Source organism: Bradyrhizobium sp. Mp19 (assembly GCF_029952935.1).
GTDB lineage: Bacteria > Pseudomonadota > Alphaproteobacteria > Rhizobiales > Xanthobacteraceae > Bradyrhizobium > Bradyrhizobium elkanii.
On record NZ_JASAUT010000017.1, the window covers coordinates 73,956 to 90,232 of the forward strand.

At 64.4% G+C, this 16,277-nt stretch carries 17 protein-coding genes and 1 tRNA gene; 12 read left to right on the top strand and 6 right to left on the bottom strand.

The features are described from left to right. The first annotated feature begins 206 nt into the window (after window positions 1–206). Both QJT82_RS19970 and QJT82_RS19975 read left to right on the top strand, forming a co-directional pair. Entirely contained in the window at window positions 207–839 is a 633-nt protein-coding gene (locus QJT82_RS19970; RefSeq protein WP_028340981.1) for an NYN domain-containing protein, read from the top strand. Next, window positions 820–1,479 carry a uracil-DNA glycosylase gene (locus QJT82_RS19975; RefSeq protein WP_028340982.1) on the top strand — a complete coding sequence of 220 codons (660 nt, stop codon included), beginning with the start codon at window positions 820–822 and terminating at the stop codon, window positions 1,477–1,479. Before QJT82_RS19970 ends, QJT82_RS19975 begins: the two co-directional genes overlap by 20 nt. Before the next feature lie 180 nt (window positions 1,480–1,659). Here QJT82_RS19975 and QJT82_RS19980 read toward each other — a convergent pair whose 3' ends face one another. The 4 genes from QJT82_RS19980 to dapA form a co-directional block, all read right to left on the bottom strand. Then, a complete protein-coding gene (locus QJT82_RS19980) occupies window positions 1,660–2,241 on the bottom strand; it encodes a peroxiredoxin (RefSeq protein ID WP_028340983.1) in 582 nt (193 codons plus the stop codon). A 100-nt stretch (window positions 2,242–2,341) separates the two neighbouring features. Continuing rightward, window positions 2,342–2,815 (bottom strand): SsrA-binding protein SmpB, encoded by a 474-nt coding sequence (smpB, locus tag QJT82_RS19985; protein ID WP_016843999.1) that lies wholly within the window; start codon window positions 2,813–2,815, stop codon window positions 2,342–2,344. 1 nt (window position 2,816) lies between these two features. Continuing rightward, window positions 2,817–3,233: a large conductance mechanosensitive channel protein MscL gene (gene mscL, locus QJT82_RS19990; protein WP_028340984.1), complete on the bottom strand. Its 417-nt coding sequence runs from the start codon at window positions 3,231–3,233 to the stop codon at window positions 2,817–2,819. Window positions 3,234–3,292: 59 nt separating this feature from the next. Beyond that, window positions 3,293–4,183, bottom strand: coding sequence for a 4-hydroxy-tetrahydrodipicolinate synthase (dapA, locus tag QJT82_RS19995; RefSeq protein WP_028340985.1), 891 nt, complete (start codon window positions 4,181–4,183; stop codon window positions 3,293–3,295). 331 nt (window positions 4,184–4,514) lie between these two features. Between dapA and QJT82_RS20000 the strand changes: the two genes are divergently transcribed. The 5 genes from QJT82_RS20000 to QJT82_RS20020 all read left to right on the top strand — a co-directional run bounded on the left by QJT82_RS20000 (window position 4,515) and on the right by QJT82_RS20020 (window position 9,335). Further along, window positions 4,515–7,016 carry a transglycosylase SLT domain-containing protein gene (locus QJT82_RS20000; protein WP_245288726.1) on the top strand — a complete coding sequence of 834 codons (2,502 nt, stop codon included), beginning with the start codon at window positions 4,515–4,517 and terminating at the stop codon, window positions 7,014–7,016. Between the two features lie 239 nt (window positions 7,017–7,255). Then, a tRNA-Ser gene (locus QJT82_RS20005) sits at window positions 7,256–7,349 on the top strand. Between the two features lie 296 nt (window positions 7,350–7,645). Continuing rightward, window positions 7,646–7,927, top strand: coding sequence for a hypothetical protein (locus QJT82_RS20010; protein ID WP_051447883.1), 282 nt, complete (start codon window positions 7,646–7,648; stop codon window positions 7,925–7,927). A gap of 285 nt (window positions 7,928–8,212) precedes the next feature. Beyond that, window positions 8,213–8,887, top strand: coding sequence for a hypothetical protein (locus QJT82_RS20015; protein WP_028340988.1), 675 nt, complete (start codon window positions 8,213–8,215; stop codon window positions 8,885–8,887). A gap of 166 nt (window positions 8,888–9,053) precedes the next feature. Next, the gene (locus QJT82_RS20020; protein WP_028340989.1) at window positions 9,054–9,335 is read left to right on the top strand and encodes a hypothetical protein; all 282 of its coding nucleotides are present in this window, start codon (window positions 9,054–9,056) and stop codon (window positions 9,333–9,335) included. Window positions 9,336–9,763: 428 nt separating this feature from the next. Here QJT82_RS20020 and QJT82_RS20025 read toward each other — a convergent pair whose 3' ends face one another. Further along, a complete protein-coding gene (locus tag QJT82_RS20025; RefSeq protein ID WP_259242765.1) occupies window positions 9,764–10,672 on the bottom strand; it encodes a DMT family transporter in 909 nt (302 codons plus the stop codon). 96 nt (window positions 10,673–10,768) lie between these two features. Here QJT82_RS20025 and QJT82_RS20030 point away from each other — a divergent pair, with 96 nt between their 5' ends. Beyond that, window positions 10,769–11,557 (top strand): helix-turn-helix transcriptional regulator, encoded by a 789-nt coding sequence (locus QJT82_RS20030; protein WP_035631649.1) that lies wholly within the window; start codon window positions 10,769–10,771, stop codon window positions 11,555–11,557. 215 nt (window positions 11,558–11,772) lie between these two features. Here QJT82_RS20030 and gcvA read toward each other — a convergent pair whose 3' ends face one another. Further along, a complete protein-coding gene (gene gcvA / locus QJT82_RS20035) occupies window positions 11,773–12,672 on the bottom strand; it encodes a transcriptional regulator GcvA (RefSeq protein WP_028340993.1) in 900 nt (299 codons plus the stop codon). A 186-nt stretch (window positions 12,673–12,858) separates the two neighbouring features. Here gcvA and QJT82_RS20040 point away from each other — a divergent pair, with 186 nt between their 5' ends. The 4 genes from QJT82_RS20040 (at window position 12,859) to QJT82_RS20055 (ending at window position 16,255) form a co-directional block, all read left to right on the top strand. Continuing rightward, window positions 12,859–13,362 (top strand): PaaI family thioesterase, encoded by a 504-nt coding sequence (locus QJT82_RS20040; RefSeq protein WP_028340994.1) that lies wholly within the window; start codon window positions 12,859–12,861, stop codon window positions 13,360–13,362. Next, window positions 13,362–14,624, top strand: a complete 1,263-nt coding sequence (locus tag QJT82_RS20045) for an MFS transporter (protein WP_259266155.1) — start codon at window positions 13,362–13,364, stop codon at window positions 14,622–14,624. The genes QJT82_RS20040 and QJT82_RS20045 overlap by 1 nt, the downstream gene beginning before the upstream one ends. An 89-nt stretch (window positions 14,625–14,713) precedes the next feature. Then, the gene (locus QJT82_RS20050) at window positions 14,714–15,418 is read left to right on the top strand and encodes a helix-turn-helix domain-containing protein (protein WP_051447884.1); all 705 of its coding nucleotides are present in this window, start codon (window positions 14,714–14,716) and stop codon (window positions 15,416–15,418) included. Between the two features lie 72 nt (window positions 15,419–15,490). Beyond that, complete coding sequence (locus QJT82_RS20055; RefSeq protein ID WP_028340997.1) at window positions 15,491–16,255, top strand: sulfite exporter TauE/SafE family protein; 765 nt, start codon at window positions 15,491–15,493, stop codon at window positions 16,253–16,255. Window positions 16,256–16,277: the final 22 nt, after the last annotated feature.

The window sequence follows — 16,277 nt, forward strand, 5'->3', positions numbered from 1 at the left end:
ACGACATGGCCAGGTTGCTGTCCCAGGCGAGTAAATCTCTTCATTGCAATGTCAAGGGTCTAGGCTTTTTGCCCTCGCCTCACCATAATTGCGGTGGTGACTGTCGTGGGGAAAGATTCACAGAACTTTAGGCAGCAACGCCGGAAATTGCGCGCGGTTGATCACCGCCGCGCTAAGAACACTAACAACCACGCGAGAACACTTTGATGTCGTCACCTGTTTCCAACAAGATCGCGCTCTTCATCGACGGAGCGAATCTTTACGCCACCGCAAAGACGCTGGGCTTCGACATCGACTACAAGCGCCTCCTCAAGGAGTTCCAGAGTCGCGGTACGCTGCTCCGTGCGTTCTACTACACGGCGATCATCGAGGATCAGGAGTATTCGTCGATCCGCCCGTTGATCGACTGGCTCGATTACAACGGCTACACCGTCGTCACCAAGGCGACCAAGGAATTCATCGACGCCAGCGGCCGCCGCAAGGTGAAGGGCAACATGGACATCGAGCTCGCCGTCGATGCCATGGAACTCGCCGAGCACATCGACCAGATGATTCTGTTTTCCGGCGACGGCGACTTCCGCTCGCTGGTGGAAGCCGTGCAGCGCCGCGGCGTTCGCGTCACGGTCATCTCCACCATCGCCAGCCAGCCGCCGATGATCGCCGACGAGCTGCGCCGCCAGGCCGACGTCTTCACCGACCTGGTCGAGCTGCAATCCAAGCTCGGCCGCGATCCGTCGGAACGTCCGGCCCCGCGCGAACCGCGCCACCACTCCCCGCAATTCCTGCAGCGCGCGACCACCATGGCCCCACGGGGAGCCGATGACGAATTCGACGAGTAACCTCGTCACCGCTGCCACGCGCCCCGACAGCAACTGTCCGCTCTGTCCACGGCTGGCCGAGTTCCGCACGCAGGCGCGCGCGCGCGAGCCGGGCTGGTTCAACTCACCGGTGGAATCGTTCGGCGATCCGAATGCGCGGCTGTTGATCGTCGGGCTCGCGCCGGGTCTGCAGGGCGCCAACCGCACCGGCCGTCCCTTCACCGGCGACTACGCCGGTGATCTGCTCTATGCGACCCTGCTCGAATATGGCTTCGCCAGCGGCGTCTATCAGGCGCGGCCGGACGACGGGCTGAAGCTGGTCGACGCCCGGATCAGCAACGCGGTGCGCTGCGTGCCGCCGCAGAACAAGCCGCTGCCGGCCGAGATCAACACCTGCCGGCAGTTCCTCCGCGCCACCATCGCCACGATGCCGAAGCTGCGCACGATCGTGCTGCTCGGGCGAATCGCCCACGAATCGACTCTCAAGGCGCTGGATGTTCGCTTGGCGGCCGCGCCTTTTGTGCACGGTGCCGTGCATAGTGCAGGCAAATTCAAGCTCTACGACAGCTACCACTGCTCGCGCTACAACACGAACACCGGCGTGTTGACGACCGATATGTTCCGCAAGGTGTTCGCGACCGTGCGCAAGGAGCTCGGCTAGCAAACGCGACAGCCTTGGGCGGAGGCATGCACAATTTCGGAATATTAGAAATATATCCCTGAATTGCCCGACGTGTCAAGTTGCCTGGTCGAACGCCGGCCGCCGCCGGCTACGTTGCATGGGGTTGTTCTCGATATTTTGGCAGCGTGACCTGCGGCGGCCCCATCACATCACGTTGCGCTAGTCCCTCCGCGGATTGGCCTTCAGCCAAGCCAGCACGTCGCCGGCGTTCCGGTCGGGCGGGAACACCGGGTAGAACACGTGCGTGATGCGCGCGTCGTCGATCACAAGGGCGAGCCGCTTGATCAGGGTCAGGCCCGCCACCGACATGGTCGGCAACTTCAACGTGTGCGTCAGTTCCAGCGCTTCGTCGGACAGCACCGGAAACGGCAGATGCAGGCGCGACGCCATCTCGGTCTGGTACGCATTGCTTTGCGTCGACAGCCCGAACACCTGGGCAGCACCGGCCGCCTTCAGCTCGGCAAACAGGTCGCGGAAGGCGCAGGTCTGCGGCGTGCAGCCGCGGGCGCCAGGGATCATGTCCCAATCGTCGACCAGCCCGATCTTGCCTGGCTCGCCGGTTCGCGGATAGGCGAACACCACGGTGCGGCCCTTGAGCGCCGACAGCGTCACCGCGGTGTCGTCGGTGGCACGCAGCCGGACCGGCGGGATCGTCATGCCGACGAGGTGCGCCGCGCCGCCGTCATCCGTGGGCGCCGGGATCTTGCTCCAGTCGACATCGGTAAGGCTCGGTTGAGTCATGGCCCAAATCTCCATCCACCGTCATCGCGAGGAGCCCGCGACAAAATTGCGGAGCAATTTTGCGCTGAAGCGACGAAGCGATGACGACAAATCAACCGCCCTACCCGCGCGCCCGCATCAGGCGGCCCTTCTCGCGGCCCCAGTCGCGCTTCTTCACGGTCTCGCGCTTGTCGTGCAGCTTCTTGCCCTTGGCGACCGCCAGCAGCAGTTTGGCACGGCCGCGCTCGTTGAAGTACAGCTTCAGCGGAATGAGCGTCATGCCCTCGCGGTCGACCGCTCCGAGCAGCTTGTTGATCTGCTTGCGATGCAGCAGCAGCTTCCGCGGCCGCTTCGGCTCGTGGTTGAAGCGGTTGGCCTGCAGATATTCAGGAATATTGGCGTTGATCAGCCACAGCTCGCCGTTCTTGGAATCCGCATAGGATTCCGCGATCGTGCTCTTGCCGCTGCGGATTGATTTCACCTCGGTGCCGGTCAGCGAAATGCCGGCCTCGATCGTGTCCTCGATCGCGTAATTGAAGCGGGCCTTTCGGTTCTCGGCAACGACCTTGATGGGACGTTCGTTCTTCTCGGCCACTTTAGCTCTTCTTGAGGAGGTCGCGGATTTCCGTCAGCAGCACGGCCTCGGCGGACGGCTTCGACGGCTCGGCAGGCTTGACCTCTTCCTTGCGCTTGAACTGGTTCATGGCGCGAATGACCATGAACAGCACGAAGGCGACGATCAGGAAGTTGAGCGTCAGCGTCAGGAAGTTGCCCCAGGCCAGCACCGCACCCTGCTTCTTGGCGTCGGCGAGGTTGGTTGCGGTGACGGCCTTGGAAAGCCCGGTGAAATAGTTGGAGAAGTCGAGACCGCCCGTGATCGCGCCGATGATCGGCATGATGACGTCGCCGACCAGCGAGGTGACGATCGCACCGAAGGCCGCACCGATGATGACGCCGACGGCGAGGTCGACGACATTGCCCTTCATGGCGAACTCGCGGAATTCCTTCAGCATGCCCATCCCCTTCTGTTCGACATTGCGCACGGCACTGGTCGCGGCGGCAGCGGTCCGGCTCAGTTGATCAGGCCGGCATGCACCATGGCGCTGCGGACCGCCTGGCGGGTCGCTTCGGTGACCGGCACCATCGGCAGGCGCAGCTTCTCGTCCAGCTTGCCGAGCAGCGACATCGCGTACTTCACCGGCGCCGGATTGCTCTCGATGAACAGGTTGGTGTGCAGCGGCATCAGCTTGTCATGGATCTTCAGTGCCGTGGTGACGTCGCCCTTCTGCCAGGCGATCTGGAACTCCGAGCACAGCCGCGGCGCGACGTTCGAGGTCACCGAGATGCAGCCGTGGCCGCCATGGGCCATGTAGCCGATGATGGTGGCGTCCTCGCCGGAGAGCTGGTTGAAATCCTCGCCCATCGCCGCGCGCTGCTGCGAGACCCGCACCATGCTCGCGGTGGCATCCTTGACGCCGGCGATGTTCTTCAGCTCGAACAGCCGCTTCATGGTGTCGACCGACATGTCGATCACCGAACGCGGCGGGATGTTGTAGATGATGATCGGAATGCCGATCGCATCGTTGATCGCCTTGAAGTGCTGATACATGCCTTCCTGGGTCGGCTTGTTGTAGTACGGCGTCACGACCAGCACCGCGGTGGCGCCGGCTTTCTCGGCGTGCTCGGCGAGCTCGATCGCCTCCTTGGTCGAATTCGAGCCGGCACCGGCGATCACGGGCACCCGGCCCTTGGCCTCCTCGATGCACCACTCGACCACCCGCTTGTGCTCGTCGTGGCTCAGCGTCGGGCTCTCGCCTGTGGTGCCGACCGGCACCAGGCCGTGAGTGCCCTCGGCGATCTGCCAGTTCACGAGGCTGCGGAACGCCGCTTCGTCCACCGAGCCGTTTTTGAAGGGCGTCACCAAGGCAGTGAATGATCCCCGGAATTTTGTCTTGGCTGCCATGGACTTCCTCCAAACGCTTCAGGCTAAAGGCTAGGTCGACGGACCCTTGTTGTTGGCGTGCTTCACGTCCGTGCGACCGGCACCCGGTTGTTGCGAAACGCCATGAAAGGCAATTCATATCGGGTCTGGCCGACAGGCGAAAGGGCCGTACCGTACCTATTCCCAACGGTAATCTGCGGCGCGCGAAATCGTTTCCAGCCGCGATTTTGCCGTTGTGCTGGCGCAAACAGCCGCACCGGCAGGCTTCTTAGTATTTTGTGTACGTTTTCAATCAAATAAGAACCCATGGCCCAAACGACCAGATGATTCGGGGCCGCAGAGGACTTCTGTGATCCGTTCCGTTCGCGCAGGCACATTGCGGTCGACGGCGCTGGCGACGAGCCTGGCGCTCGTTGTCGGCCTTGCCGCCATCACGGCCGATGCCTGGGCTGCCGAGGATGCTCCAACTGCAAAGCAGGCTGCCCAAGACACGGCCTCCAAAAGCGCCGCCTCCAAGACCACGGCGAAGTCCACGGCTCCGAAGGCGGCGGCTTCAAAGCCAACGGCAACCAAACCCGGCGCCGCCAAGACAGACGCAGCCAAGCCCGACGCTCCCAAGACCAGCGCTGCCAAGACTGAAACTCACAAGACCGAGGCTCACAAGACAACGTCGTCCAAGTCCGGCGCGGTCAAGACAGACGGTGCCAAGGCCGCTCCTGCCAAGACCGAAGCTCACAAGCCAACGGCTCCGAAGACCCCGGAATCCAAGGGCACCACGTCCAAGACCAACACATCCAAGACCACCGCGGCCAAGCCCGCCGCTCCGGTTGCAACGGGAACTGTATCGAACAGGTCGGTGCCCGCGCCCGCACTGGTTCCGGCAACCCGCCAGCATGCCGCACCGATCGCGCGCAAGCCGGTGCTGCCTGCGGCCGTAGCCGCGACATCCTCGACGTCGCAGTCGGACAAGGAAGCGCTTGCAAGCGTCGTCGAGCTGCTGCGCAAGCGCAAGCCGGCGGACGCCACCGAGGCCGAGGCCTCGATCTCCGATCCGGTCGCGCGCAAGCTTGCCGAATGGCTGATCCTGCGCAGCGAGGACAACGGCGCCTCGGTCGAGCGCTACCGCGCCTTCCTCGATGCCAATCCGAGCTGGCCGTCGCAGACCTTCCTGCGTCGCCGCATCGAGGCCTCATTGTGGGACGACCGCCGCGACGACTCCGCGGTCTGGACCTGGTTCCAGAATGAATCGCCGGTCTCGGCCAAGGGCCGGCTCGCGCTCGCCAAGGTGATGATCGGACGCGGCGACCGCGGCAATGCCGAGCGCCTGGTCCGCGAGGCTTGGCGCAACGACGGAATGAGCGAGGACACCGAAAACACCGCGCTCGACCTGTTCGGCTCGCTGCTCACTGCCGGCGACCACAAGGCACGCATGGACACCATGCTGTACGGCACCGACAACGAGGCCGCCGGCATGCGCGAAGCCAAGCGCCTTGGCTCCGGCTACGTGGCGCTCGCGAAAGCACGCATCGCCGCCACCCGCAAGGGTTCGAACCTGCGCGCGCTGCTGGAAGCCGTGCCGAGCGAGCTTTCCGGCGACACCGGCTATTTGTTCGCCAGGATCCAGTTGCTCCGCCGCGAGGAGAAATTCGCCGAGGCCGCGCGGCTGATGCTGAGCGCACCGAAGGAAGCCTCCCGCCTCTACAATGTCGACGAATGGTGGATCGAGCGCCGGCTGCTGGCGCGCAAGATGATCGACACCAACGAGTTTCGCACCGCCTATCTGATCGCGCGCGACGCGGCGCTGCCGGCCCGCGACATCTACAAGACCGAGCAGGAATTCACCTCGGGCTGGATCGCGCTGCGCTTCCTCAACGATCCCGCCCTCGCCGCCCAGCATTTCGCGCGGATCGGCGTCGGCAGCGCCAACCCGACCGCGCTGGCGCGTGCCGGCTATTGGCAGGGCCGCGCCGCGGAGGCCGCCGGCCGCGGCCAGGAGGCGCGCGCCGCCTACGGCCGCGCGGCCGAGCAGTCCACCAGCTATTACGGCCAACTCGCGCGTGCCAAGCTCGGCCTGCCGCAGATCGAGCTGAACAGCGCGCCGCGCGGCCGCGGCGCCGAGCGGCTGGAGATCGTTCGCGCGGTGGCGCTGCTCTACGAAATCGACGCGCGCGAGCTCGCGATCCCGATCTTCGGCGACATGGGCGACAATGGCGATCCGGAAGCCCTCGCCGGCCTCGGCGAGCTCACCGGGCGCCACGGCGATGCCCGCGGCATGCTGCTGATGGGCAAGGCCGCGCTCAACCGCGGACTGCCGTTCGACCACTACGCCTATCCGGTCAACGGCATTCCGTCGTTCCGCCAGGTCGGGCCGGAGGTCGAGCAGAGCGTCGTCTACGCGATCGCGCGCCAGGAGAGTGCGTTCAATCCGGCGGTGGTGTCGCCGGCCCAGGCCTACGGCCTGATGCAGGTGACGCCGGACGCCGGACGTTATGTCTGCAAGCGCGCCGGCATCGGCTTCGACCTCAACCGGATGAAGACCGATCCGGTCTACAACGCGATGCTCGGCGCCGCCGAGCTCGGCGGCCTGCTCGAGGACTACCGCGGCTCCTATATCCTGACCTTCGCCGCCTACAATGCCGGCCGCGGCAGCGTGCGGAAGTGGATCGAGCGCTATGGCGATCCGCGCGATCCCAAGGTCGACGCGGTCGACTGGGTCGAGCTGATTCCGTTCTCGGAGACGCGGAACTACGTCCAGCGGATCATGGAAAACCTGCAGGTCTACCGCGCCCGGTTCGGCGGCGGCACCAAATTGCAGATCGAGGCCGATTTGCGCCGCGGCGCCAGCGTGGAATGAGCCGTCGCCACGGGTTTTCAACAGGCTTGGCGCCGTGCGCTTCCAGCCGCGATCCAATATCCGGCTAATTCATTGTTATACCTTGCATTTTAAGCATCCAGGCGCTCCGACGCCTGCCGATTGGCGCGATATATGAAGGCTCGGGGACGGCCGGCGGCCGAGCTGCCCTCAAATCACCTTGGCGCAATCTGAATCTGCCGCTTGCGGCTCAGCGCCCTCTCGGGCATATCGGCGCCATTGGAGACGTGGCCGAGTGGCTGAAGGCGGCGGTTTGCTAAACCGTTATAGGCTTGTAAAGGCCTATCGAGGGTTCGAATCCCTCCGTCTCCGCCATACTCATTGTGGTGTCCAGCCCGGAGACATGGGTAACAGGTCGTACCTAAGACATGGGTGACAACCTCGTGCCGAGCGGGTTGTCGAGGGGTTGCAGGGTTTTCTGCTCCAGGTCGAAGTATTCCAGATCATAGTGCATGAAGCTGACGAGCCAAATGCCGGCCCCTGGCCTGGACCGGTCGTCACCTCCGCGTGAATGAAACATCATTCCCGGCGCCGCGAAGCGAGCGCGCAACAAACCGCGCCCACGATCCCTGCATTGTTTTCTTTCACCTGAACATTTCCGGGGTAAGGCCATGCAGCAAGACAGTGGCATCCAATTCCAGGATCTCGACCAGGTTCTGCGTAACGCCCAGCTTCGCCGATCCGCCGACGTTGGCTTCTGGCTGCGACAGCGCTTCTCATCCAAAGCAGGCAGGCTCGTCGTCGCAACTTCGCTGGCTTGCATGGTTGTTGTGCTGGCGATCGTTGCTGCCCCGCGGCCGGTCTCAAGCGCTGCGCTAGGCAGCGAGTGGCAATGCAGCAAGGCGGCGTTTGTTTTGACGACCTGCCGTCAAGCCGACCCTGCGCGCTCATAGCAATCGGCCGCGTCCGGGGGTCGTACGGTAGCAACGTCAATTGACATGGGTGAAACCATTGTCCGGCGACTCCGTAGCTGGAGCGCCGGCCTATTTCTTCCATTTTGGCACTACGGGCCGGCTGGGGCCGTTCGGTCTTTCCCAGTCACGAACGGCCTCACTTTTAAGTCCATCTCTGACCTGCGTCAGCTTTCCCTCGGCTTGATTATTTGGCATCAAATGATCATGCAGCGTGCTCGAAGAATCCGCCGGCCGGTCGGGATCGGGCTGAAGGCGAAGAAATAAATGGATGTCCCAAGTCGCGGTCTCAGGTTAGCGATCTGTTTCGCGCTGGTTCTCGTTCTGCCTGCTGCGCAGACGCCGCCGACGCTGCATTCGCGGGACGAGTGGCGTGTAGTTGACAAGGAATGTCGCGACGTCTTGCCTCCGCAGGCAAAGATACAGGCATGCCTCAACCTGCTGAGCGATCGACGCCTCCCGACCGCCTATCTTGCGTCGATCAACAGCGAAATATCGAGCACGTTCCAAAGCTTGCGGGATTACGGCAACGCCATCAAGTACAAGAAGATCGAAATTGAACGCACCTCGGCGAAGCAGCTTTCTTCGTCGGATGAAGCGCTTCCTGCCAGTTTTGGCGCGATGTCTCTGCGTTACACGGAGCTCGGGACACTCCAGGCACTCAATCGCCAAACCAACTTCGGCAGTCAGTCGGATGAAGCCCGCCGAGGCGCCACTGAGGAGCAAAATACCTACAACCTTGCGCTTCAGTACAACCCGATGAACTACAGGGCATATCGATACCGGGCTGAAATTCGCAGCCAATTCTGCGAGAGCGCGTCCGCCGCTCAGGACATGGAGGCAGCGGTCAGGTTTGCCGAACAGGCTGGAGATCAGGACGCCGCTCGAGACTTCAAGCGTGTCACGCTAGGTGCTTGCGTTCCGGCTTGGCGGCGAGACTAGTCTACGAGACCCCATCAGACTGTCGTTCACCCGGTGGCGCACCCTGCGCCAGACCGCCGACCGTATTCCTACGGACCCTAGGTTGGCAGGCAATTTGCGATGTATCCGTGAATAGTTCGGCGCCGCTGTTCTCGATGTGCCGAACTCAGACATTCGGAGCACGCAAATGAACATGCATCATCGTTTTGAGACAGCTCGCGGACGTGGCGGACGAGAGTCGACGGTCAGCAAGATGTTGTCCGATCTCATCCTGGCCTGCCAGCAGATCGAAGCCGATATCGCGACCGAAGAACAGCGCGCGGGAATTTACGACCGATCGGACGCGAGGTATCCGATCTTGGCAAGGTCGCTCAATGAGCGGTACGCCAATCTCAAGCGAACCATCGCCACACTCGAACAGCGGGTCGCCGAGAGATCTCAGCACAAACTGGTCACCGACGCAGCATAGCTCGATCTTTGACCAACTTCCTGTACGCTGGCAGAGCGACCGATGCGATGAAGCATCAGTGCGGGCGCTGACCGACATCAGCCGCTGCCGCGGGTGGATGGATCGAGGTTCCGGTTCTCGCCCGGCGGGATCGGACCAAAGCCGGGATATCGGTACAAGCTCGGAGGAGCCACCTGTTCGCTTGGGCGGATGATGAAAGGCTGCCGCACGCGCCTATGATGCGCAGTTGCGGCGTCGGCAACCGCGCTCGACAGGAGCACAAGCGGCAGCATCAGGACCAGGGAAATACGTAAGCATACGCGCAAGGCAACACGCATCGTGATCACTCCGTCTCACCGAACAGGTGATCGCAGAACGTAGCGCCCTATTCTGCCCTGGCCTCTCACATGCGATCAAAACGGCGAGATCGCCAATCGATGACTTGCGAGTCATCGCGCATCGTGGGCCGTCTTGACCGGCCGCGGCAAGGCCTGCGCGCAGGCGACGCCGAGCAGCGCGAGGCCGCCGCCGATGACGTGGAATGGCCTGACCGGCTCACCCAGCATCACGATCGCGGCCGCGGCCGTCAGCACGGGCAGCAGGTTCATGAAGATCGCGCAGCGGTTCGGGCCAAGCTGCGCGACGCCGCGGATCCAGAGAAACGGCAGCACGACCGAGGCCAGCGCGCCGGCATAGACGATCAGCGGCCAGGTTTCGGCGTTGACCTGCCGCAGCGGCGCCGGCGTCGCGAGGAAGGCGGGAAACATCACGGCCAGCGCGCACAGCGCCTGCATGTAGGTGGATTGCCATCCAGTGATCGGCAGATTCCAGCGTTTCAGCAGCACGCCGTACAGCGCATAGACGATCGCGGCCAGCAGCATCAGCGCGTCGCCCGCATGCACGCCGTTCTGCAACAGCAAGGACAAGTCGCCGCCGCTGACGAGATAGACGAGGCCCGCAAACGACAGCGGCGCGCCGCAGATCATGCCAAGCGTCGGCGGTTCGCCGAGCAGCGCGGCACTGAGGGCGACCGTCAAGAGCGGCGTCAGCGCGGTGAACACCGCCATGTTGGTCGCGGTGGTGGTCTCGGCCGCCAGATACGACAGGCTCTGGAACAGGCACATCGCGAGGAAGCCGAGGATCGCGAGCGGACCGAGATGCGGCCAGATCGCATGGCGATTGCGCCAGGCGCCGCGCGCCACGAACGGAGACATCAGCAGCACTGCGACCAGCAGGCGATAGAAGGTGATCGCCTGCGGACCGATCGTGTGCGCCGAAAGGCGAGAGACGATGACGTTGCCTGCCCACAGCACGATGGCAACGAGGGGATAGAGAAGTGCAGCTTTTGACTTGAACATGACCCGGCAGCGCGTTGGTGAAGATCACACCAGCAACTAGCTGTCGCGCCGAAGTCCGTCTCACGCTAGACTGACCTCACCTAGCGAGATTGGGACATGCGAGATGAAGACGTGTTGGACGAGCTGATCACACGGCACCTCGACTATCACGCCACGGCGCGGCCGATGGCGGCCATGGAGATCGACTATCCGAGCGGCGCGTCGACCGGCCTGCACGCGCATCCGCGCGGCCAGCTGCTCTACGCGATCGAAGGCGTGATGGTCGTGCGCTGCACTGAAGGCACCTGGGTGGTGCCGCCCAATCGCGCGGTGTGGCTCGTGGCCGATCTCGAGCACGAGGTCCGGATGTGCGGCGCGGTCAAGATCCGCACCGTGTTCGTGGACGCCAACGCGGCTCCCAATCTGCCGCAGGCCAGCTGCGTGTTCGCGGTCTCGCCGCTGCTGCGCGAATTGTTCGTCGCCGCGATGCGCGTCCCGCTGGACTATGCGCCCGCGACCTCCGACGAGCGCCTGATGCGCGTGCTGCTCGACCAGCTGCGCGAAGTCGATGTGCTGCCGCTGCATCTGCCGATGCCGCGCGACGAAAGGCTCGCACGGGTCTGCGCCGCGCTGGTGGCCCGCCCGGACGATGGCTCCACAGCCGAGCAATGGGCACGCCGGCTGAAGCTGACGTCGAAGACCATCCATCGTCTGTTCGCCAGAGAGACCGGCATGACGTTCGGCGAATGGCGTCAGCAGGCACGTTTGCTGTTCGCGCTCGAACGCCTCGCGCGCGGCGCGCGCGTGGTCGATGTCGCGCTCGATGCCGGCTATGCCAGCCAGAGCGCCTTCACCGCGATGTTCCGCAAGCATTTTGGCGTGCCGCCCAACGCGTTCTATCGGTAAGCCGTCCACTGCAGCTGTGCTCCCTCTCCCCGTTCTTACGGGGAGAGGGTTGGGGTGAGGGGCTCCATCCGCGTATCCTATGATAGCTGCGTTTGCGGAGGCTCCCCCTCACCCGGATCACATTGCGCTTCGCTCCATGCGATCCGACCTCTCCCCGCACACGGGGCGAGGTGAAGCAGAGTCCGTTGCTCGACCTGACATAATCTCGTCGCGCTTTAGTGCTCCGCCGCCGACTGAGCCTCCGGTCCCAGCATCCATTCCCTGAACGCCGTGATCTTCGGAAGCGACTGCCGGTTGTCGGGACAGACGAGATAGTACGCGAACTCCTCCAGATGCGCGGTCTCGAGCAGCTGGACCAGTTCACCGCTCGCGATCTCATTGGCCACCATCGCGGCCGGCAGCAGGCCCGCGCCCTGCCCCGTCAGCACGGCCTTCAGCAGAAGGCCGCTGTCATCGAACGAGGGTCCGCGCGGCGTGCGAACCTCCGCGATGCCGTTGGCCTGAAACCAAAGGCTCCATCCCTTGCGATCGGCGTCATGCACCTGCGGCCAGCTTGCGAGCGCGCCAGGAGATGCCGGTCGGCCGAGGCGCGCCACCAGCGACGGCGATGCGACCGCCACCATCTCCACGGTGACGACGCGGTCGCTGCGCAGCCCGGGATAGCGGCCAAGGCCGTGGCGCACCGCGACGTCGACGCCGCTGCGCGAGAAATCGACCACTGTGTTGCTGGTGACGATCTGCAGATCGATCTCGGGATGCGCGCCCTGAAACGAGGCCATGCGGGGCACCAGCCAGGCTGATGCAAAGAACGGCGTGACGCTCACCGTCAGCGTGCCGACATCGACGGATGCCGCGACGCGGCGCGAGGCATCCGCGATCTGGCGAAACGCGTTGCGGATCGACGGCAGATAGTCGCGGCCGGCGTCGGTGAGATGGATGCCGCGCGGCACCCGCTCGAACAGCTTCACGCCGAGATCGGCTTCGAGCGTCTTGAGCATCTGGCTGACCGCACCCGGCGTCACGCATAGCTCCTTGGCCGCGAGCTTCACCGAGAGATGGCGAGCGGCGGATTCGAACGCCTTGAGCGCGTTCAGGGGTGGAAGCCTGCTTTCCATGATTTAGATTTTCTAATCTGAATCGTCCAGCAAATCTGGTTTGCTAACTCGGCCTTCCGGGCGCTCTATCAGCTTAATCCGATGCTGAAAGCCACGTCAATGCAGAGAAAGTCGAACCATGGAACTTAGATTTTCTAACCTTCTATGCCGCTCCCGACGGCCCCACTTTCTTGATGGAGCCAGGCCATGACCGAGGTCGCAAACAAGCTCGGCCTCCACGAGATCGCTCCAGGCGGCAAGACCGGCCCGCGCGTCGAGCGCATCAACGCGTCGCAAGCCGGCAGCCTGCCCGGCCTCCTGGACTTTCAATGGCTCGAAGCCGGACGCGGCCACATCCGCGGCCGCTTCGAGATTGCCGCAAAACACTTCTCGCCGCACGGGCTGCTGCACGGCGCAAGCATCGTCGCATTGGCCGATACCGCATGCGGGTTCGGCTGCCTCGCGTCGTTGCCGGATGGCGCCATCGGCTTCGCCACCGGAGAGTTGAAGACCAACTTCATCGGCGCCGCGCGTGAAGGCGGCGTGCGCTGCGAGGCGCGCCTCGTTCACGCCGGGCGCACCACCCAGGTGTGGGACGCCGAGATCCGCAGCGAGGCCACAGGCAAGACCATCGCGCTGTTTCGCTGCACGCAGATGCTGCTCTACCCGCGGAGCGTGGCCGGCGGTCGCGCGGCACAGGGAGAACGATGATGAGGAATGCCGTCATGCACGCCGGTTATCAACGAACCAAGCCGTTCTACGGCTGGTACGTGGTCGCAGCAGCCTTCGTCGTCACATTGATCGGCTTCGGCAGCGCCTACACATTCTCGTCCTTCGTCGAGTCCCTGCAGCGGGAGTTCGGCGTCTCGCGCGGCTCGGTGTCGCTGGTGTTCTCCTTCGCGGGCTTCCTGTATTTCGGCCTGGGGATGATCTCCGGTCCGCTTGCCGATCGCTGGGGCGCACGCAGGCTCGCTGGCCTCGGAATGGCGCTGGTCGGTCTCGGCATGGTGCTGGCGGGACAGGCCCAGACCATCCTCCAGGTCTACGCCGCCTACAGCATCGGGATCGGCGCCGGCGTCGGCTGCGCCTACGTTCCGACCTTGGGCGCCGTGCAGCGCTGGTTCGTCAGGCGGCGCGGTTTTGCGTCGGGCCTCGCCGTCAGCGGGATCGGGGTCGGCACATTGGCGATGCCGCCGCTCGCGACCTGGCTGATCACGAGCCTCGGCTGGCGCGATGCCTATGTCGTGCTGGGCGTTGTCGCCGCCGTTGCCGGGATCGGTGCATCGCTGCTGATCGCGGACGATCCGCGCCGCTACGGCACCGGACCGGACGGCGATCGGCTCGAGACGGTTTCGGGCGCGCCGCTCCGCCAGGGCGTCTCGATCCGCGGCGCGGTGCGGACCCCGCGCTTCGCCGGGCTCTATGCCGCCTGCCTGATCAGCGCGTTCGGGGTGTTCGTGCCCTTCGTGCACCTCGTGGCCTTTGCAGTCGATCATCAAGTCGCGCCGACGCTTGCCGTGCTGCTGCTCGGGATGATCGGGGTCGGCAGCACCGCCGGCCGCTTCTTCCTCGGCGGCATCGCCGACCGGGTCGGCCGCGATGCATTCCTGGTCGCGATGTATCTCGGCATGGCCGTCTCGCTGGCGATCTGGGCGATCGCCGGCACATTCTGGTCGCTCACGGTCTTCGCGCTGCTGTTCGGCCTGTTCTATGGCGGCTGGGTCGCGATCCTGCCCGCTGTGATCACCGACCATTTCGGCGGCCGCAATGTCGGCGGCATCATCGGCATCCTCTACACCAGCGTCGCTGTTGGCACGCTGCTGGGCCCGAGCGCCGCCGGCTTCGCCTACGACATCAGCCACAGCTACTTCATTCCGGTGGCGATCAGCGCAGCCGCCAACCTCGTCGCCGCCCTCATCGCAATGGCGACCATGCGAACGGCCTCGCCGATCGTTTCGGTTGCGCAGGCGTGATGCCCTCATGACGGTCGGCGATCCCTGTGCTAGCGTTCCGGGCTCACCTGCCCGATCGCTTCAAGACCTCTGTGATCACTCCGTTCGCCATGACCAATACCTGGACTTATCGGCGAGCGGACAGTGACGGCATCGTCGAGCTGGCATCGTGGCGCGGCGCCGGCTCGCTTTGCCTCAAGCCGCACTTCCACGACGAGAACCAGATCGTGCTGGTGCTGTCGGGGTCGCGCGCCTTTCGCATCGGCGGCGCGACCGTCACCGTGCCTGCCGGCCATGCCGCGCTCATTCCGGCGGGAATGCTGCATGCGCCGATGACGATGTCGGACGAGGAAACGGTCTGCCTGAACGCCTACGTTCCTGCCGGCCGCGTCTGCTCATCGGTGCGGATCATCCGCTTCGGGCAGCGTTGGCGGAACCTCGACGAGATCTCGCCTGAGCACATCAGCGAGATCGCCGACGACATCCTGTCGCGCGCGCCGTCCCACCCCGCCGGGTGCACCGGCAGGACGAAGCTCGGCATCGCGCTGACCGAGAGCGTCGCGCCGATCGGCGCGATTGCCGCCGGCTTCGGGCGAAGCCGCGAAGGGTTCAGCCGCATGGTCAGCCGCGAGCTCGGCATCCCGCCGCATACCTTCCGCCTGCTGGCCCGTCTCAATCTTGCCCGGCAATTGCTGCGCGCCGGCGAGCCGATTGCGGCAGTCGCAGCCGATGCGGGCTTTTCCGACCAGAGCCACCTCACCCGGCTGTTCCGCCGCACCTTTGGCACGACGCCGGGCGTCTACTGGCGCGGCTGAAGTGACGTCACAGACGTTCCAGACCGATTGGCGCGCCGCCCGCTAGCCTGCTCACCCTCACGAGGGTGAAGAATGGATACCCAGACAAGTCTTCTGTTGCTGGCGGCCGGGGTCGCCGGAGGCATCATCAATGCACTGGCGGGCGGCGCGACGCTCATCACCTTTCCGGCGATGCTCGCGGCAGGCCTGCCGGCCGTCATCGCCAATGCGTCGAATGCGGTGGCGATCTTGCCGGGCCATTTGATCGCAGCGCTTGCCGATCGCAGCAAGCTGCCGCCGCCGACGCGGCGCACGATCAGCTTCGTCGCGGTCGCCACAGTGGGCGGCGCGGTCGGAGCCGGCGTGCTGTTGCTGCTTCCCGAGCGGCTGTTCGTGCTGCCGGTACCAGCCTTGATTGCATTCGCAACGTTGCTGTTCGGCTTCGCGCCGCAGATCCAGAGATGGACCCTCGGGCGCGAGAGGGCCGCAGCGCTGCCCTCGACCGGCGCGAGCGGTGCTATCCTTGGATTGTCGTGCGTCTATGGAGGGTTCTTCGGTGCCGGATTAGGCGTCATCCTGACCGCGGTGCTGTCGATCACCGAGCCCAACGACATCAGAGCGATCAAGGCGTTGAAGAACCTGCTCGCAACCTGCGTGTCGCTCGCTGCCACATTTATCTTTGTCTTTCAGGGAGCAGTGCGGTGGCCGGAGACCTTGGCGATGCTGCTCGGCGCCATGATCGGCGGCTATGCCGGAGGCTTCCTGATCCGGATCCTTCCTGGCCACATCGTCCGGCAGTTCGTCATCGTGGCCGGAGCGCTGATGACCGTGATCTACGCGGCGCGATACTGGTTCTAGGTGGAGCGAGGGAGCCGAGGCT

Bases quoted from the DNA above. Each gene is read 5' to 3' on its own strand.
- QJT82_RS20040 (WP_028340994.1), top strand. From the start codon at position 12,859: ATGACCGAGGTCGCAAACAAGCTCGGCCTCCACGAGATCGCTCCAGGC.
- QJT82_RS20025 (WP_259242765.1), bottom strand. From the start codon at position 10,672: ATGTTCAAGTCAAAAGCTGCACTTCTCTATCCCCTCGTTGCCATCGTG.
- QJT82_RS20010 (WP_051447883.1), top strand. From the start codon at position 7,646: ATGCAGCAAGACAGTGGCATCCAATTCCAGGATCTCGACCAGGTTCTG.
- QJT82_RS19980 (WP_028340983.1), bottom strand. From the start codon at position 2,241: ATGACTCAACCGAGCCTTACCGATGTCGACTGGAGCAAGATCCCGGCG.
- QJT82_RS20050 (WP_051447884.1), top strand. From the start codon at position 14,714: ATGACCAATACCTGGACTTATCGGCGAGCGGACAGTGACGGCATCGTC.
- QJT82_RS20045 (WP_259266155.1), top strand. From the start codon at position 13,362: ATGAGGAATGCCGTCATGCACGCCGGTTATCAACGAACCAAGCCGTTC.
- QJT82_RS20030 (WP_035631649.1), top strand. From the start codon at position 10,769: ATGCGAGATGAAGACGTGTTGGACGAGCTGATCACACGGCACCTCGAC.
- QJT82_RS19970 (WP_028340981.1), top strand. From the start codon at position 207: ATGTCGTCACCTGTTTCCAACAAGATCGCGCTCTTCATCGACGGAGCG.
- dapA (WP_028340985.1), bottom strand. From the start codon at position 4,183: ATGGCAGCCAAGACAAAATTCCGGGGATCATTCACTGCCTTGGTGACG.
- gcvA (WP_028340993.1), bottom strand. From the start codon at position 12,672: ATGGAAAGCAGGCTTCCACCCCTGAACGCGCTCAAGGCGTTCGAATCC.
- mscL (WP_028340984.1), bottom strand. From the start codon at position 3,233: ATGCTGAAGGAATTCCGCGAGTTCGCCATGAAGGGCAATGTCGTCGAC.
- QJT82_RS19975 (WP_028340982.1), top strand. From the start codon at position 820: ATGACGAATTCGACGAGTAACCTCGTCACCGCTGCCACGCGCCCCGAC.
- QJT82_RS20015 (WP_028340988.1), top strand. From the start codon at position 8,213: ATGGATGTCCCAAGTCGCGGTCTCAGGTTAGCGATCTGTTTCGCGCTG.
- QJT82_RS20020 (WP_028340989.1), top strand. From the start codon at position 9,054: ATGAACATGCATCATCGTTTTGAGACAGCTCGCGGACGTGGCGGACGA.
- QJT82_RS20055 (WP_028340997.1), top strand. From the start codon at position 15,491: ATGGATACCCAGACAAGTCTTCTGTTGCTGGCGGCCGGGGTCGCCGGA.